Consider the following 16,851-nt stretch of genomic DNA (forward strand, 5'->3'; position numbering starts at 1 on the left):
TTAATCGAGTTATTTTATACAGCATTGTCATTTAGGGGCGAGGTCGAGCTGACGCGAATAGCTGGTTGGCTTACTAGTGAGGGGTAAAGCCTCATTATTGGCCCACAACGCGTTCAAGTTGCGGTACCGGCTACTTTGCACCCAGCCCGACTGGCCCGTAGGATAAATAAAGGTTGATTGGTCTAAATTAGCAAAATCGAAAATAATCCGCATGCTAGCTGCTTGTTTCGTATTAAATGGCGACGCTGATTTGCCTAATTCGAGTCGTCCCACGTTTACCGAAAAGCTATCACCTGGAAATGGATTCACGAGATTAAAGATTTTATTGAGTAAGGGTACTTTACTAAAGGGACGATGTTCAGCAACTGCTAAATGGGCTTGACCCCAAAGCCATTTTTGCGGGTCTGGTCCGTAAGCGCTACTTAGTTGATCTAAGGCTAAATCATAAGCAAGCTTTGCAGTCTCGGCACAATTTTCAACCGTGGTGCTTGAGGGCTGGTCGCACCAAGGACTATTTGGATTAGCAAGTTGTAAAATTAAGGCTTCACGAAATTGTCGCCGCTTACCGTATTCCTGCTTAAATAAGTCACCTAAGCGCGAGAACAGTAAGCGGGTCAGTTGATCGACCCAAGCATTAAAGATAGTGGGAGCTGCTGAATTAGCCACCATGTCACCAGCAAAGGTATTGGTAATTTGCTTGGCACTATTGCTTAATGGATGAGTCGATTGCACGCTCTTAAATAGTTCCAGTAGCGGCGTTGCCCCAAGTGACAAAGTATCTCCTTGTATCGCGCGCATCGAGTTCAGATCGTGTTTATTTTGTGCTTCTAGTAGTTGTTTAATGCGGTCGTAGCGAAACGGCAGTTCCCAATCCGCTGTGAGGGGGTTGGAATTATAGTCAGCAAGAATTTGTTGATTCGCACTTGCCAGCCAGCCTTCAGTAGGGTTCGTAATCGCTGGCAACTGATCAAAAGGGATGTAGCTTGTCCAGTCGTATTGGCGGTCCCAGCCTGGCACAGGCGCAATACCATATAAACCTTGATACAAGGTTCTTTTGGGGGCAACTCCAGCAACCTGCAAAGCAATGTTACCTAAGGTATCCGCCATAACAATATTTTGCATCGGCGCATAAAAATGACGCAGACTATTTTTAAGTTCATCGATAGATTCAGCGCGATTCATGTCTAGCAGAGTTGCCAGAGATTGATTTTCTAAATCGAGTGCAGTCCAACGCAGTGCAAGGGCATAGCGCTTGGCATCAATAGTATTTTTAGCTAGTTCATAGGCATCAGAAATAATTGGCCCATGGCGGCTTTCTTTAACGATAAAACGGAAGGAATTTTCGCCTTTGATATCAATAATTTCTTCGCGCACCCGAAATGGAAGTGGTCCATCTGGTCCGCGGTAGAGACCACTACTTTTTAGGTCGAATTGCTCCAGGTATAAATCTTGTACATCGGGGTTGGTATTGGTAAAGCCCCAAGCAATTTGCTTGGTTCTGCCAATTATGACAGCAGGGATGCCGGGCATGGTTGCGCCAATCACTTGTAATTTAGGCGCATCAATATGGACAAAATACCAGGCTGAAGGGGCGCTTAAACCTAGATGGGGATCATTGGCTAAGAGTGGTTTGCCGCTAGCAGTTTTATTACCACTGATTACCCAGTTGTTTGAGCCGATGCCATCTTTGCCCCCAGGTAAAAAATGACTGAGTTGTAAATCCGCTTTATCTTGCGTAACCGTCGCCGCATTAGTCTGTGCAGTTTTAGTTGCTGGGTAAACTTGTAGGTCTTGATAGAGTTTCGAAAAATCGACATTACTCACCGGTTTTGTATCAGGATAAGGCGGCATCACTTCCCATACTTGGGCAGTCGTAAGGTATTGGGCTAGCCCTAGGCGCTGCAATTCTTTTTGCCAATTACCTCCCAAATCCAGCGCCATTACTAACATCCAAGCGACACTATCTGCAGCGGAAAAATAACCAGGTTTAGAGCGCGTCAAAAAATATTCAAGAGGTAAAGCCCAACCTAAATTGGTATTACCCGCATTAACGCCATCAGCATAGGCCTGTAAAAGCCGTTTGGCTTCAATCGGATAGCGCTCAAGTTGATTTTCTGCGGCACGCTTAATACCCAGAGTGCGCATAAAGCGATCAATTTTGACGGTTTCTTCCCCCAAAATTTCAGATAGACGCCCAGCCGCCAGGCGCCGATTTATTTCCATTTGCCAAGAGCGTTCACTGGCATGTAAGTAGCCTAGGGCAAAGAGAGCATCACTGGGATTTTTTGCTTTGATATGGGGAATTTCGTTAGTATCAAATTGAATTGAGACGGCCTCATTTAAGCCCTGAATCACCCGCTTGCCACTGAGTTCAGTGTGGGCAGATAATAAGTAAGTGGCAACAATAATGACCAATACGGTAATTAGGGCTAGGGCACTGAATAATGTGATGCGCCAGAAGGATTGGGCACGGGAACGTTGGTAAGACTGAATCATCCCTCTATTTTAGGCTCGAAAAGCCCCAGTTTTCGAGGATGATGGTCCGAAAATGTTAGTATTCGTATCTTCGTATCAAGCCCGAGTGGTGAAATCGGTAGACACAGCAGACTTAAAATCTGCCGACCATAAAACGGTCGTGCCGGTTCGATTCCGGCCTCGGGCACCATCTTTTTGTCATTTGTTCGCTTATATGACTTTACCGCGATTTTCCTTTGCTGCTTTATTCATCAGCGGCATACTTATTTGCCATTTAGCACTGGCAAAGCCTTTGCCTGGCGATCACCTAACGATTAGCTCGCCTAATCAAGTTTGGCTAGGTGATTTAGATGCCATGGTGAAACGCCGCATTATTCGGGTATTAGTGCCATATAACAAAACTTTATATTTTCTCGATAAAGGCGGCCAGCAACGCGGACTCATGTACGACATGATGACGGAATTTGAAAAGGAATTAAATGCAAAGTATGCAAAGAAAAATTTACGGCTTCATTTTATTTTTATACCCACCACCCGTAATCAGCTAATACCCAGCTTAATTGCTGGTCGCGGCGATATTATTGCTGCCAACTTTACAGTTACCCCCGAGCGTGAAGCGCAAGTCGATTTTTCAACACCGCTTGCTAAGGGAGTTAAAGAAGTCATTGTCAGTTCGGCAAAAGGTCCAGTATTAAATAAGCTTGATGATTTATCAGGAAAAATGGTATTTGTTAATCCCACTTCGAGCTATTACCAGAGCCTTAAACAAGTTAATACCGATTTTGCTAAAGAAAAATTAGCACCTATTAACATTAAAGAAGCACCAGGCATTTTTGAGACTGACGATATCTTAGAAATGGTCCAGGCTGGTTTAGTGCAAATTACGGTAAGTGACCTTTATTTGGCTCAATTTTGGAAAAATATTTTTCCTAATATTCAAATCCACGAGGATTTAGTGATTCGTAGTGGGGGTGATATTGCTTTTGCATTTCGTAAAAAATCTCCACAGTTAAAGCTTGCGCTGGATGCCTTTACTGATAATCATAAAATTGGCACTAGTTTTGGTAATCAAAAATTACAGACTTATTTAAAGACGGTAAAGTGGGTTAAGGCGGCAACAAATCCCCAAGAAATTGAAAAATTTAATTCGATGGCTAGTATTTTTCAACAATATGGCGATCAATATAAGATTGATTGGCTATTGATGACGGCGCAGGGCTATCAGGAATCTAGACTTGATCAAAATGTAAAAAGTCGAGTGGGCGCAGTAGGCGTGATGCAGTTGATGCCAGCAACTGGAAAAGAATTAAAGGTTGGTGATATTCATAACCTCAATAATAATATTAATGGCGGCGTTAAATATGTCCGCTACTTAATAGAAAAGTATTTTGTCAATGAGCCAATGACCGAGCTCGATAAGGTGCTATTTGCATTTGCGGCTTATAACGCAGGGCCTAGTAAGATTCAGCAAATGCGTTTGGAGGCCGCCAAACGAGGGCTAGATCCTAATGTCTGGTTTGATAATGTCGAAAGAGTGGTGGCAGACCGGATTGGGAGTGAAACGGTGCAGTATGTGAGTAATATTTATAAATACTCGGTGGCCTATAAATTAGTGAGAGAGATGCCCGCTAAGCAATAAATCTTAGAATTGATACCCAATACCAAACAGAAGATTTGAAGAGCTTGCGCTGACAGTAGAGCTCAAAGTTGCTGGAGTGCGAAGACCAGTAGGGCTTACCAGCGTGCCAGTAATCGAGCGACTGAGGCTGCCATAATTGGCATAGTTAAATTCACCAAAACCATACCATCCATTTTTAATCATTTGCTTGTAACCAAGTCCGAGTGAGTAACCGGCCATATAAAAATCAGTATCGACTCCATTGGCGCTGGCGCCTGAATACCCAACTTTGCCATAAAGTAATTTGCTGGGATCAAGGGCGATTGCCGGCATCACAAAAAGGTTAAGTGAGTTATTGATGTGCACTGATGCAGATTGCTGGTAGCTGCCCTGTATTCCTTTATAGCTTGCAGTCGCTGTCGCATTTGGGGTAGCAATCGGATTGAAGTCGAGCCCGAGCCCCAGCAGAAATTGGGGTGCTATTTGAAAGTTATAGCCAGCGCTAACAGCTCCAGTAAAACCAGTCGCATTGGTCGCAGAAATATTTGGTGTGAGCGTTTGACCACCAGCAGAGAGGGAAGAATTAGAAAAGGCGGGAGAGGCGTTTTGATAACCAACGCCAATTTGCCCATAGGCGCCAATAAATTGAGAGCTTTGCCCATTGGCCGCAAAACTAGTAACAAATACGGCAGTAAAGATCAGCAGCTTTTGTCTTGCCATGGCAGCGCCCCAGTTTAGTTGCTAAAAATAGATCTCTTCACAATTAAGGTGTGAGTGTAAAGCAATCTACTTAATCAGGCTCAGTGACAAAGCCTAATTTAGTTAAACCCGCACGTCTCGAGGCAGCTAAGACCTGGGCAACCGTTTCATAACGTACCGCTTTATCTGCACGTAAATTAATTTCAGGTTGCGGCTCTTTCTTGGCAGCGTTTTCAGCGTAGCCTGTAAAGGTTTTTAAGTCGATGGGTGCGCTATTCCAAAAAATTTGCCCTGTTGCATTAATGGTGAGCTGGACTGACTCAGGCTTAACTTCATTGCGAGCACTATTGGCTTTCGGTAACTCGACTTTTACAGCCTGTTGGATCACGGGCAGGGTAATAATAAAAATGATCAACAAAACTAGCATGATGTCGACCATGGGCGTCATATTAATTTCCGCCATGATGTTGGAATCATCATCCTCGTTGGAGAGTTGATTAAATGACATGATTAAGCTTCAATTTCTGGGTTAATAACACGTGCACCGGTCACGAAATAAGCCAGCAAATCATTGCCAAATCGATTGAGATCAGCCATAACTAACTTGTTAGCCCGATTAATGGCGTTAAAACCTAAAACCGCTGGTATTGCCACTGCCAAACCAAGGGCAGTCATGATGAGTGATTCACCAATGGGGCCCGCTACCTGATCAAGTTGCGCGCTACCAGAGCTGCTGATTGCTATAAGAGCATGGTAAATGCCCCAGACTGTACCAAAGAGGCCAATAAACGGGGCTACTGCACCAGTTGAACCAAGGAAGGTGAGGCCCTTTTGTAATTGCCCTGCGCAGCGATCAACACTGGTCTTAATCGAGCGAGCCATCCATTCAGAATAATTCAAGGTTTGCAGTAATTCACGGCGGCTCGACATTTGGTTTTGATGGTGGGTCGAGGCATTGGCGCCGCCTTTAGCAATAAAGTAATAAGGGTTGATGGCGGGGTCAGTAAAGCTATTAAGCCCATCGTCGAATGAAGTCGCGCGCCAAAACTGTTCAGTTTGTAATTTTACTTGACCTAATTTGCGCAAACTCCAGTAGCGCGACAATAAAATCACCCAAGTGATTATCGACAGAGCGATTAGAAGAACCGCGACAAAGCGCGTAATTGCATCGCCTTCGAGCCAGAGATTTGCCATGCCAAATGCAGTATTCATAATGTTAATTACTTTAAGTTAAATTTAATGAGTAAGTTAGTAGAAATTTTTACGGGTGCGCCATTTACTAAAAAAGGTTTAAAACGATAACGTCGACCAATTTCAATTGCTGCACGGTCTAAGCGTTGGAAGGTGCTTGATTGTAATAAGGCTACTTCGTAAACTTCCCCGCTTTCGTTAATAATGAGTCGCACTACTACCGCGCCTTGTTCACCTGCGCGCTTTGAGAATGAGGGATAGTAGGGGTCGGCATCAGGTTGATATAAAACGACTAGTTTACCAATATCAGTCTGAATCGGCGTGCCACTTGCCCCGCCGCTAGATGAGGGAGCTACAGCCGTATTTGCTATAGGTGAATCGCTCGCCTTATTCTGGGGTGAGGGAGGCTGCTCGGCTTGCTTGGGCGATGGCGCTTCTGCAACTTTAGGTTCAACCGGTTTTTTGGCTTGCTCTTCCTTTTTGGGTTTGGGTTGTGGAGCGGGTGGTTTGGGGGTGTCGGCTTTAGTGGGCTCGGGGCTGACTAAATTAGCCATAACCCGAGTGTCATCGGGTGGCGCTTTTTTTTCGTAAGGAAATTCAAGGTATGGCACCACGAAAAATAATACGTGCACCAACACCACAATCGCAATGATGATCCACTCATCACGACTAATGAGTAAAAAGCGGCGCTTAGCTGAGGGATTAGTAGAGGCTCTCATAGAGACCGAGTTATTGCACCAGCAGCTGTAGGGTACTGACTTGACGCCGCAGCAATGGCGACTGGAGTAGTTGTTCGCTCATGTGAAGGAGTTTATTGCGATCGCCTGTAGTGATAAGGGTAAGCGTACCTAAGTTTGTAGCATTAGCTTGACTTGAACTATTTCGGCCTGGTATTAGCAATAATAATTGCCGCGCTAATTGTTTGATAACCGCATCACCTGTATCAATTAAATTAATTTTATTGCCAATAATTTTTCGAATTAATGGACTTAAAAAAGGGTAATGGGTGCAGCCTAATACTAAGGTATCAGCACCTGCTAAACGAATGGGCGTAAGATGTTGCTCGAGTAAAGTTAAGGTCGTAGCACTATTAATTTGACCGGCTTCAATGAGGGGCACCAAGCCAGCGCCGGCCTGTTTAATAAATTGGCAATTCCCTGGTAAGGTTGCAAGTAGGGCATTAAATTTATCGCTATTTAAGGTTGCTTGAGTTGCCAACACGCCCACAATGCCATTTTGGGTTTGCATCGCTGCTGGCTTAATACCTGGCTCGACACCAATAATCGGAATTTGCGGCAAAGCCAGCCGAATATGTGCAATCGCTTCAGCGGTCGCGGTATTGCAAGCGACTACAATTGCTTCACAGCCTTGCGCGACTAAATAGCGGCATAGCTCAAGGCTGCGTAGTGCAATCCACTCGGCTGATTTTTCGCCATAAGGCGCATTTGCTGAGTCGGCTAAATAGATAAAATTGTCTTGGGGTAATTGCCTTAGCGCTTCATCCAAGATAGATAACCCACCCACACCAGAATCGAATACGCCAATCAGCGCCACTGAAAATAATCTCTGGATTCAGGGTTTAATGCGACTCGGCTGCGTCATGCAGTTCGGTAATCGGAATTAAGCCGATTCGGGTCTGCCAATCACGTGGACCTGCCTGATGCATAGATACCCCCGTAGAATCAACAGCAACCGTCACAGGCATATCTTCGACATCAAATTCATAAATTGCCTCCATGCCTAGGTCTGCAAAGCCAACTACTTTTGCATGTTTAATTGCCTTAGAGACTAAATAGGCTGCCCCGCCTACTGCCATCAAGTAAGCCGATTTATGTTTTTTAATCGCCTCAATTGCCACCGGCCCACGTTCTGCTTTACCAATCATCGCAATTAAGCCAGTTTGACTAAGCATCATTTCGGTAAATTTATCCATCCGCGTTGAGGTAGTGGGACCAGCAGGACCAACCGCTTCCTCGCGCACGGGATCAACGGGACCAACGTAATAAATAACGCGGTTTTTAAAGCTCACTGGTAAAGGCTCACCTTTTGCCAACATATCTTGAATACGTTTATGGGCCGCATCGCGACCTGTCAAAATTTTGCCATTGAGTAATAAAGTTTGACCCGGTTTCCAGCTAGCCACTTCTGCAGCGGTAAGGGTATCGAGATTGATGCGGTTGGATTTTTCAATATCCGGCACCCATAAAACGTCTGGCCAATCCGAAAGGGTAGGTGCTTCTAAAATAGCTGGACCGCTTCCATCTAAATAAAAATGAATATGGCGCGTAGCCGCACAATTCGGAATCATCGCTACTGGTAAAGACGCCGCATGGGTGGGGTACTCTAAAATTTTCACATCAAGTACCGTGGTTAAACCGCCCAAGCCTTGCGCACCAATACCTAAATTATTTACTTGCTTATAAATTTCAAGCCGTAATTCTTCAGTTCGGTTTTTGGGTCCACGCGCAATTAATTCTTGAATATCAACCGGACCCATTAAGGATTCTTTGGCTAAGACCATGGCTTTTTCGGGTGTACCGCCAATGCCAATTCCCAAGATGCCTGGGGGGCACCAGCCAGCGCCCATGGATGGCACTGTTTTTATTACCCAATCGACGATTGAATCGGAGGGGTTTAACATTACAAACTTCGCTTTGTTTTCTGAGCCACCACCTTTAGCTGCGCAGGTGACTTCAACACCATCGCCCGGTACGATTTCATAATGGATAACAGCAGGGGTGTTATCACCGGTATTTTTACGTTTACCGGCTGGGTCGCTTAGTACCGAAGCACGCAAAGGATTATCAGGATTCAAATAGGCTTGGCGTACACCCTCATTAATCATATCGCTTACGCTCATCGTGGCATCGGCCCATTGCACATTCATGCCAACTTTAATAAAGACCACCGCAATACCTGTATCTTGGCAAATCGGGCGTTTTCCGACCGCGCACATCTTACTATTGGTCAGAATTTGGGCAATAGCATCTTTCGCCGCATCGCCTTTTTCGAGCTCATAAGCCCTGCCCATTGCCTGAATGAAGTCTTTGGGATGCAGATAGGAAATGAACTGAAAGGCGTCGGCAACGCTTTTAATCAGGTCGGCTTGCTTGATATTAGTCATGGTTTGGGGCCCAAATTGAGGTGAATTTTTTACTAAAAGCCTATTTTAAGGGTTTGCCATAGGGCAAATCCAAATTGATTTGAATTATCTTCGAGGGTCTATGTAAGTCAGATTTCAAGGTATTTTGCTTTATTTATACAATAGCTATTAATAGTACAAAAACTAGTACTAATTTCATCAGAGTTTTTTTAGGGGTAATGCAACTATGGCCGCACCAATGGAAGCAATGAGCAATGAAAACCGCGTTTTTCAACCACCAGTCGATTTTGCCAAAAATGCGGCAATTTCCGGGATGGCCGCCTATCAGAAATTATGTGCCGAGGCTGAGGCAGATTACGCGGGATTTTGGGCGCGCTTAGCAAGAGAAAATTTGTATTGGAAAAAACCTTTTACTACAGTTCTTGATGAGTCAAAAGCACCATTTTATAAATGGTTTGAAGATGGCTTAACCAACGCTTCTTATAACTGCCTCGATCGGAACATTGAAAAAGGTGATGGTAAAAAAACAGCGATTATTTTTGAAGCGGACGATAGTACTGTTACCAAAGTAAGTTACGAGGATTTACTCGGGCGGGTTTGCCAACTGGCTAATGCCTTACGCAAGATGGGAATTCAATCTGGCGATCGCGTCATTATTTATATGTCGATGTCCATTGAAGGCGTGATTGCAATGCAAGCCTGCGCACGAATTGGTGCAACCCACTCGGTGGTATTTGGCGGTTTCTCAGCAAAATCATTACAAGAGCGCATTGTTGATGTGGGCGCTGTCGCAGTGATTACTGCTGATGAGCAAATGCGCGGCGGTAAAGAGTTGCCTTTAAAAGTGATTGTTGACGAAGCATTAGCGCTGGGCGATTGTGAAAAAGTAAAAAATGTCATAGTTTATAAACGCACTGGCAGAACCATTCCTATGCAGGCTGGGCGCGATACTTGGTTGCATGATGCGATGGCCGGCCAACCCACTAGCTGTGAGCCTGAATGGGTTAGTGCAGAACATCCTTTGTTTGTTCTTTACACCTCGGGCTCCACTGGGAAACCCAAAGGCGTTCAACACTCTACTGGTGGTTATTTATTGTGGGCAATTCTCACCATGAAATGGACTTTTGACATTAAGCCAAATGATATTTTTTGGTGTACCGCTGATATCGGTTGGGTGACAGGACATTCTTATATTACCTATGGCCCCTTAGCGGTAGGTGCGACTGAGATAGTGTTTGAGGGCGTCCCCACTTATCCCAATGCCGGCCGTTTTTGGGAAATGATTCAAAAACATAAAGTTAGTATTTTTTATACTGCTCCAACTGCAATTCGCTCTTTAATTAAAGCAGCAAGCGTTGACGAGAAAATACATCCGAATAAATATGACTTATCCTCACTACGCTTATTGGGCTCTGTTGGTGAGCCGATTAATCCTGAGGCATGGATGTGGTACTACGAACAAGTCGGTGGTTCGCGTTGTCCCATTGCAGACACCTTCTGGCAAACTGAAACCGGGGGCCATATGATTTCTCCGCTGCCCGGAGCTACACCCATGGTACCTGGTTCATGCACTTTGCCATTGCCCGGCATTATGGCGGCGATTGTGGATGAGGCTGGTCATGATGTACCCAATGGCCACGGTGGAATTTTGGTTGTAAAACGGCCGTGGCCCGCAATGATTCGGACCATTTGGGGCGACCCCGACCGTTTTGTCAAAGCCTACTTCCCTGAAGAATTGGGTGGTACCTTGTATTTAGCTGGCGATGGCGCGATACGCCATAAAGAGACGACCTACTTCACTATTACCGGACGGATTGATGACGTGCTTAATGTGTCTGGTCACCGCATGGGCACGATGGAGATTGAATCTTGCTTAGTGGCTAACCCCTTAGTTGCCGAAGCTGCAGTCGTAGGGCGCCCCGATGAAATGACCGGTGAAGCCATTTGCGCTTTCGTAGTGCTCAAAGGTGGCAGGCCGACTGGTGATCAAGCCAAAATGATTGCGACTGAGCTACGTAATTGGGTTGGCAAAGAAATTGGGCCGATAGCTAAACCAAAAGATGTGCGTTTTGGCGATAATTTACCTAAAACTCGCTCGGGCAAAATTATGCGTCGCTTACTCAGGGTGATTGCGAAGGGGGAGGAGATTACCCAAGATACCTCGACTTTAGAAAATCCGGCTATTTTGGATCAGCTAAAAGAGCCGATATAAAGGCAGTATTTAAGGTAAAGCAGCCAGAAGATAAGGCACGAAGCGCGATCCATTCTCTTTAGGCTACTTAAGCGTATAGAATTACGGGTTCCGGAGAGATGGATGAGCGGTTTAAGTCACACGCCTGGAAAGCGTGCGTAGGGTTAAACCTACCGCGGGTTCGAATCCCGCTCTCTCCGCCAACAGCCCATAAATTTTAAAGCGGCAATTCACACATCATTCGCCTGTGAGCGTGAAGTAGCAACTTATTTTCCTCACTCTAACAATGTTAAGGTGACAGCGCACCCCCCTTAACGCTTTGCCATAACCAAGACCCCACCGTACCCCCACTAGCCTAAATCGACCACTTCACTAAGCCAACCTATACATAGTATTTTGCTCAGGGGGTACCCCTTACTGAAGTTTCCAGACTGGGAGTAAGCGGGCTTATAGAAACACCCCCCCGTCATTGTTTCTAATCAAAAGAGTGGGGGTATTTTTTCTGATTATTTAATATTTTGGCGTACCAACTACCCTTGGCTAATCTAGTGAAATTCAGTCTTTATTTTCTCTTTTATCTATGCTAGGATTTAGTAGTGAATTTTCCATATTTCATAATATTAATAACTAAAGGTGGGTATATGAAATTTAAATCACTAATTATTGGGCTTGTTACCCCTTTAGTGATGTTAGGTCTTGTATCCTGTGGCGGCGATGGCACTTCAAGTACCCAAGAGGGTAATCCTAATGGCAACATCAAATTTTCAGTCGCCAATGGCGTAAGCCAAGATTTTACTAGCGTTAGCATTACCACTGATTCTAGTAATACCAACCTTTATAGTGGCCCTTTTTCTTGCCCTAGTGCCAATACCTGTAGCCTTACTATTGCAGCTAACACTAAGGAGGGATACACCGTCTTATTTTATAACGCAGATGGCGATTTAGTGGGTGCTTGGACTAGTAGTTCACCACCAGCTAGCTTTACATCAATCAATGCTTCTGCAACTCATTTGGGGGCCTATCTTTTTGGGCAGTTGGATAAGGCCAACCCCGAAGAGAACCATCTGAGTGTAGCGGAGATAAACCACTATTTTTCTAAAAGTAACGCTGCAGCAATAGCACAAGGGCAGACGCCAGATTTTTTTCTTAACTTAAAGATGGATAGTGATACCTATTTTGCAGCGACAGGAGCACAATCTGCAACGGGGTACTATCAACAGCTACAAGCTTCTTTAGACAAAGGTGAAATACTTGCAACACCTCTTTCAAATCCATCAGCGTCCCCAGTTAAGTCAAAAATAATCGTTGCCGCTTCGCCAGTCATTGCTGCTGCGCCAACCCCAAAATGCAGTGTTGCCACTAAGGGGGCTGCCGCTATCGTGGGTGGAGCCGCAGGTGCAGTCGCAGCGTGGGGAGGACAGTCTATTAATATAGAAAATAAAATAGTAGATAACATACCCTACCTCGGGGCCATTTCAAAAGGAATAGCGGCTCTTTTTGGCGCTGCCTGTGATGATACTGAAAACCGATTCCAGGCAATTTTTGATCAGTTAGATTCAATAAAGGCCCAATTAACAAGTCTGCAAACTGGCCTAGACAATGTACAGAATTCGATTAACGCAATACAAAATACCGTCTCACTGAATCAAGCTAAGACTAGTTTTTTGGAGATTCAAACGATTATTAGTGACATGGATGGTGTACTAGCCAGTTACCAAAAGTTTGTGGGCCCACAAAAAGGTCAATATGCAAGTCTCGTTGATTTTTTTGCTCAAACTGGCGGCTTAGATACTGCCTCGATGGTTCCAGGTAGCACTAAAAATGGAGTTCAGGCCGGCGCAATAAAGCTAATAAGTTCTTTAGATGTCCAACGAAAACTGCTAACTGATATAGCACAACCAACCCGATTTGATCTCATAAAAACCAACCTGAATAACGTCTGCGCAACAGATCCGGGCATGAAAAACGCAGTTGGTGATTTATTAGCTATTCGTAAAGCATGCAATAACATGATTATTAGTTTATTGGTTCAAATTACCGCTTATCAAGGTATGTTCCAAAATATGCTTATAGATGAGCTTAATGTGCTTGAGGTAGCAAGGCTGGCTAAGTTGTCTCAGAGTTTTGATAACCCATTTAAAGGAGAAACTGTAGCGCTACAAAAAGTAGATGTAAGAAGCTATGCTCAAGCAGCCTTGACAAATGTCACTGATGGCTTACCTGCAACTTATGGCCTAATGGATGGTTTTCCCATTCTACAAAGTATCGCTAACAAAGATCTAGGTTGCTCTAGATTGAATGCGGATGGCGCATCTTATCAGCCCAATATCTCGGCGTGGTATTCAGGCCCGAATACTCCATGGGGGCCATATGTAGTGGCAAATTGCTCTAATGGCAGTCAGACAACTTACTCGAAATTTTATTATACAGGCGCAACTGCCGCTAGAAATGTGATGGGCGTTTTAGTTGGTAGCGAGGTTTCTTATACTTCAGGCAGACTAACGGCCACCCCATATACGACAACTGGTGGATATAGAGATGATTTTTATCTTAAGAGTCAGTCAACTATGATGGTGAATAATAAGGCCGTTTTTTGTGGAGGACAGCTTTCTTGCCCCCAAAGTTACAAAAATGGAGTTGGGGCAGAAGGAAATAATTATGTTTTAACATATTTTAATTACGACCCTAATAATACTTTTTATGAATCTCTGAATAGTAATGGTGGGATTTTATCTGCCGCCCTAGCAATCACAGATTACGTACCAGATATAAATGGGCGCAAGTATACCTATCTGCTCGGGTTTGTATTTAATGCATCCCAAGAGATCAATAAATATCAATTCTCTTGCTTGACAGCTGATTGCACAATACTAGGCGATCAACAAACCATTCAATTTAAAAATGGGACAAAGCCCGATGGTACTGGTCCGGCAGTTAATATGTTCAAACCAGCCGAAAATAGATTTAATATTCAGATTAACTAGTGCTATGTATTGACATATTTGCTTGATTCATCCACCTTCTGAACTGACCCCCAAAAGTTTGACATCAAGTCAAACCAAGGGGGTTTTATTTTATGTGTAGGGTCACTCCTTAACGCTTTGCCATAACCAAGACCCTACCGTACCCCCACTAGCCTAAATCGACCACTTCACTAAGCCAACCTATACATAGTATTTTGCTCATGGGTTGCAAATTCCCAAGATCATCTGAAAGAATTTTCAGATGCAACACCTCCCCCTTCAATATTTCAAAGCAAAAAAAGGTGGTGATATTTTTCTAATTATTTAATATTTTGGTGTAGGCCCTTGGCTAATCTAGTGAAATTCCGTCTTTTTATTCTCTTTAACCTATACTAGGATTTAGTCGTGGATTTACCATATTTCATAAAAATGATAACTAATGGAGGTTATATGAAGGTTAGATTGCTGATACTAGCTGTTGGATTAATTAGCCTTACAGCACCATCTTTTGCTCAGTCTAAATTTGAAGGCTTTTATGGTCAGGTCGGCGTTGGCTTTGAAGGCATTAATCCTAGCCTGACAAACTCTCCCTTGGTAATTAGCGGAGCTAATACTGGCACCATCCCCCTTTCTACTTCTGCTAGTACAACATCAGGGGCTACCGGAAATGTCGCCGTTGGTTATACCGCCGCAGTTAATAAGGACTTCACTTTAGCCCTTGGGGTTGAGTACTATCCCGTGAATAGTCAGTCGGGTAACTTCTCTGCCACCGCACTTGGTAATACTTTTAATGGTACCTACCAAAAACAAAATGTCTATAACATTTACCTAGCCCCGGGTATGAATATCGGTAAGGATGGTTTGGGATATTTCAAAGTTGGCTACACGGGCAGTTCGGTTAAATATACTTTACAAAGTGACACCTCGACCGACACCTTAACAGGTTATTCATTAGGCCTTGGCTATAAACAATTCTTTATGGGTAATTGGTATGGCTTTGGTGAAGTTAACTACTTTACTTATGGAAATTTAACCTCTACTAGCAAAGCCCAAGTTAGCGGAACAGCAGCGTCTCTTTCAACCACCTTTAGTGCCAATGTCTATAACCTATTAGTAGGTATTGGCTATAAGTTTTAGTAAACAAATAGTTAAACGATAAATCATGCCTATCTATTGAACTAGTCTGTTAGCTTGGCGGAGGATAAATTGATAAAGACTTTTTTAGCGTTGCTCGTTATTGTTGCGCTGGGAACACAGCTCGTATCTTGTGGAGATAGCACTAGTACTTCATCTTGTTCTGAATCTGGTCCCTATGCCTGCCAAACAGGCGCTACAGAACCCCTATATACCTATCAATGGGCCTTAAATGCTGCGCAAAGTTTCTTTGCTGGATTTCCCCTTGTTGCCGATGGTTTTACAGATTTAAATGTTGAGGCAGTACATAAGCTAGGCATTAAAGGGCAAGGCATCAATGTCATGGTCTTAGATGATGGAATGGAGATCAATCATATTGATCTGAAAGCCAATATCAATCCGGCAATGACATGGAATTTTGAAACCGGCACTTCTGATTCAACGCCTTCAAATCCAGCTGATGCCCATGGCACTAATGTTGCCGGGATGATTGCAGCCGCCCAAAATGGGATTGGCGTCATGGGAATCGCCCCTAGAGCTACGCTGGGCGGAGCAAGATTCGTGGGTTTTGTGACTACTACAAACAATATCCTTGACGCTTACGGTGGCGCAGAATGGTCAAAATATACGGATGTATTTAATACGTCCTTTGGAAGTGCACCACCATTACCACGATATTTCGGACGCTCGTCATGGCTTGAGAGCTTGCCGAATTTGCGGGGCGGCAAAGGTGCTGTGGTGGTTAAGTCTGCGGGCAATGCGTACGAGGATCATGACGACTATACTCTCGGTTTCACTTACAATTGCCCACAATTTCAATACGGCAATTCTTTCTATCGCCTTGTTAGTTGTGTAAATCCATCTTCTGATACCCAGAGGCTTGCGCTTCCGGTCATTGTCACTGCAGCGGGCAATGCCATGGGCTACAAATCAAGCTATTCCTCGGCAGGCTCAGTGATCTGGATTACAGGGCTTGGTGGAGAGCTGCGGTCAATTGGTAATTACGGCGAGGCAGGTAGCGCAGCCAATAAGCAGGGGCCACAGATTTATTCTACAGATTTAATGGGCTGTGAGCGAGGCTATAGCAAGAATGGGTTGTCTGCAGTTGATACTGCTCAATTCATGATTGGTGGCTCGCCCATTAATAAAGAAAAAAACCCAAATTGTGATTTTGATCAAATGAACGGCACTTCATCTGCAGCACCCACTGTTACCGGAGTTGTAGCATTAATGTTAAGCGCTAATCCGAATTTGGGTTGGCGAGATGTGCGCGATATTTTGCGAAAAACAGCTCGGCTTATCGATGTTGATTACGGCAATCAAGGGTATCGCAATCATCAGGTCAATTTGACATTAAACCCGACGATTTCAAATCAAACCAGTAAGGAATTGGTTGATGGACAAACCTCAGCCAGAATTGACTATGGTTGGCAAAAGAACCAAGCCGGAATTTACTATTCGAATTGGTATGGATTTG

The 16,851-nt window shown here is 44.3% G+C and carries 12 protein-coding genes and 2 tRNA genes; 7 read left to right on the forward strand and 7 right to left on the reverse strand.

Features of this window, described 5'->3' with window-relative positions:
• Window positions 1-27 precede the first annotated feature (27 nt).
• Window positions 28-2,496 (reverse strand): penicillin acylase family protein, encoded by a 2,469-nt coding sequence (locus tag LZT21_RS09285; protein WP_233990347.1) that lies wholly within the window; start codon window positions 2,494-2,496, stop codon window positions 28-30.
• Window positions 2,497-2,575: 79 nt separating this feature from the next.
• On the opposite strand from LZT21_RS09285, the gene LZT21_RS09290 reads away from it, so the two are divergent.
• Together LZT21_RS09290 and LZT21_RS09295 are read left to right on the forward strand one after the other, a co-directional pair.
• Window positions 2,576-2,665 (forward strand) — tRNA-Leu (locus tag LZT21_RS09290).
• 24 nt (window positions 2,666-2,689) lie between these two features.
• Window positions 2,690-4,114 carry a transporter substrate-binding domain-containing protein gene (locus tag LZT21_RS09295; protein WP_233924312.1) on the forward strand — a complete coding sequence of 475 codons (1,425 nt, stop codon included), beginning with the start codon at window positions 2,690-2,692 and terminating at the stop codon, window positions 4,112-4,114.
• A 3-nt stretch (window positions 4,115-4,117) separates the two neighbouring features.
• Here the strand turns inward: LZT21_RS09295 and LZT21_RS09300 are convergent, their stop codons facing one another.
• From LZT21_RS09300 to LZT21_RS09325, 6 genes are all read right to left on the reverse strand, one after another.
• Window positions 4,118-4,813, reverse strand: a complete 696-nt coding sequence (locus LZT21_RS09300; RefSeq protein WP_233924313.1) for an outer membrane protein — start codon at window positions 4,811-4,813, stop codon at window positions 4,118-4,120.
• Window positions 4,814-4,883: 70 nt separating this feature from the next.
• Complete coding sequence (locus LZT21_RS09305; protein ID WP_233924314.1) at window positions 4,884-5,300, reverse strand: biopolymer transporter ExbD; 417 nt, start codon at window positions 5,298-5,300, stop codon at window positions 4,884-4,886.
• Between the two features lie 2 nt (window positions 5,301-5,302).
• Window positions 5,303-6,004: a MotA/TolQ/ExbB proton channel family protein gene (locus LZT21_RS09310; RefSeq protein ID WP_233924315.1), complete on the reverse strand. Its 702-nt coding sequence runs from the start codon at window positions 6,002-6,004 to the stop codon at window positions 5,303-5,305.
• Between the two features lie 8 nt (window positions 6,005-6,012).
• On the reverse strand, window positions 6,013-6,702 hold the full coding sequence (locus LZT21_RS09315; RefSeq protein ID WP_233924316.1) for an energy transducer TonB: 690 nt from the start codon (window positions 6,700-6,702) through the stop codon (window positions 6,013-6,015).
• A gap of 10 nt (window positions 6,703-6,712) precedes the next feature.
• Window positions 6,713-7,537 (reverse strand): glutamate racemase, encoded by an 825-nt coding sequence (gene murI, locus LZT21_RS09320; RefSeq protein ID WP_233924317.1) that lies wholly within the window; start codon window positions 7,535-7,537, stop codon window positions 6,713-6,715.
• Between the two features lie 25 nt (window positions 7,538-7,562).
• A complete protein-coding gene (locus tag LZT21_RS09325) occupies window positions 7,563-9,107 on the reverse strand; it encodes a fumarate hydratase (RefSeq protein ID WP_233990349.1) in 1,545 nt (514 codons plus the stop codon).
• A 217-nt stretch (window positions 9,108-9,324) separates the two neighbouring features.
• Between LZT21_RS09325 and acs the strand changes: the two genes are divergently transcribed.
• From acs to LZT21_RS09350, 5 genes are all read left to right on the forward strand, one after another.
• Window positions 9,325-11,298, forward strand: a complete 1,974-nt coding sequence (gene acs, locus LZT21_RS09330) for an acetate--CoA ligase (RefSeq protein WP_370634819.1) — start codon at window positions 9,325-9,327, stop codon at window positions 11,296-11,298.
• 92 nt (window positions 11,299-11,390) lie between these two features.
• A tRNA-Ser gene (locus LZT21_RS09335) sits at window positions 11,391-11,480 on the forward strand.
• A 741-nt stretch (window positions 11,481-12,221) separates the two neighbouring features.
• Window positions 12,222-14,261, forward strand: a complete 2,040-nt coding sequence (locus tag LZT21_RS09340) for a hypothetical protein (RefSeq protein ID WP_233990351.1) — start codon at window positions 12,222-12,224, stop codon at window positions 14,259-14,261.
• A 429-nt stretch (window positions 14,262-14,690) separates the two neighbouring features.
• Window positions 14,691-15,377 (forward strand): outer membrane beta-barrel protein, encoded by a 687-nt coding sequence (locus tag LZT21_RS09345; RefSeq protein ID WP_233924320.1) that lies wholly within the window; start codon window positions 14,691-14,693, stop codon window positions 15,375-15,377.
• 69 nt (window positions 15,378-15,446) lie between these two features.
• Window positions 15,447-16,851, forward strand: a 1,405-nt coding sequence (locus LZT21_RS09350; RefSeq protein ID WP_233990352.1) for a S8 family serine peptidase, incomplete at its 3' end; no start/stop codon positions are given.

Origin of the sequence: Polynucleobacter sp. IMCC 30228, assembly GCF_021395205.1 — a bacterium.
Taxonomy (GTDB): domain Bacteria; phylum Pseudomonadota; class Gammaproteobacteria; order Burkholderiales; family Burkholderiaceae; genus Polynucleobacter.

What these genes read in the sequence shown, in the direction of transcription:
- LZT21_RS09305 (WP_233924314.1), bottom strand. Translation starts at nt 5,300, where the DNA reads ATGTCATTTAATCAACTCTCCAACGAGGATGATGATTCCAACATCATG.
- LZT21_RS09295 (WP_233924312.1), top strand. Translation starts at nt 2,690, where the DNA reads ATGACTTTACCGCGATTTTCCTTTGCTGCTTTATTCATCAGCGGCATA.
- LZT21_RS09310 (WP_233924315.1), bottom strand. Translation starts at nt 6,004, where the DNA reads ATGAATACTGCATTTGGCATGGCAAATCTCTGGCTCGAAGGCGATGCA.
- LZT21_RS09300 (WP_233924313.1), bottom strand. Translation starts at nt 4,813, where the DNA reads ATGGCAAGACAAAAGCTGCTGATCTTTACTGCCGTATTTGTTACTAGT.
- LZT21_RS09325 (WP_233990349.1), bottom strand. Translation starts at nt 9,107, where the DNA reads ATGACTAATATCAAGCAAGCCGACCTGATTAAAAGCGTTGCCGACGCC.
- LZT21_RS09285 (WP_233990347.1), bottom strand. Translation starts at nt 2,496, where the DNA reads ATGATTCAGTCTTACCAACGTTCCCGTGCCCAATCCTTCTGGCGCATC.
- LZT21_RS09315 (WP_233924316.1), bottom strand. Translation starts at nt 6,702, where the DNA reads ATGAGAGCCTCTACTAATCCCTCAGCTAAGCGCCGCTTTTTACTCATT.
- LZT21_RS09345 (WP_233924320.1), top strand. Translation starts at nt 14,691, where the DNA reads ATGAAGGTTAGATTGCTGATACTAGCTGTTGGATTAATTAGCCTTACA.
- acs (WP_370634819.1), top strand. Translation starts at nt 9,325, where the DNA reads ATGGAAGCAATGAGCAATGAAAACCGCGTTTTTCAACCACCAGTCGAT.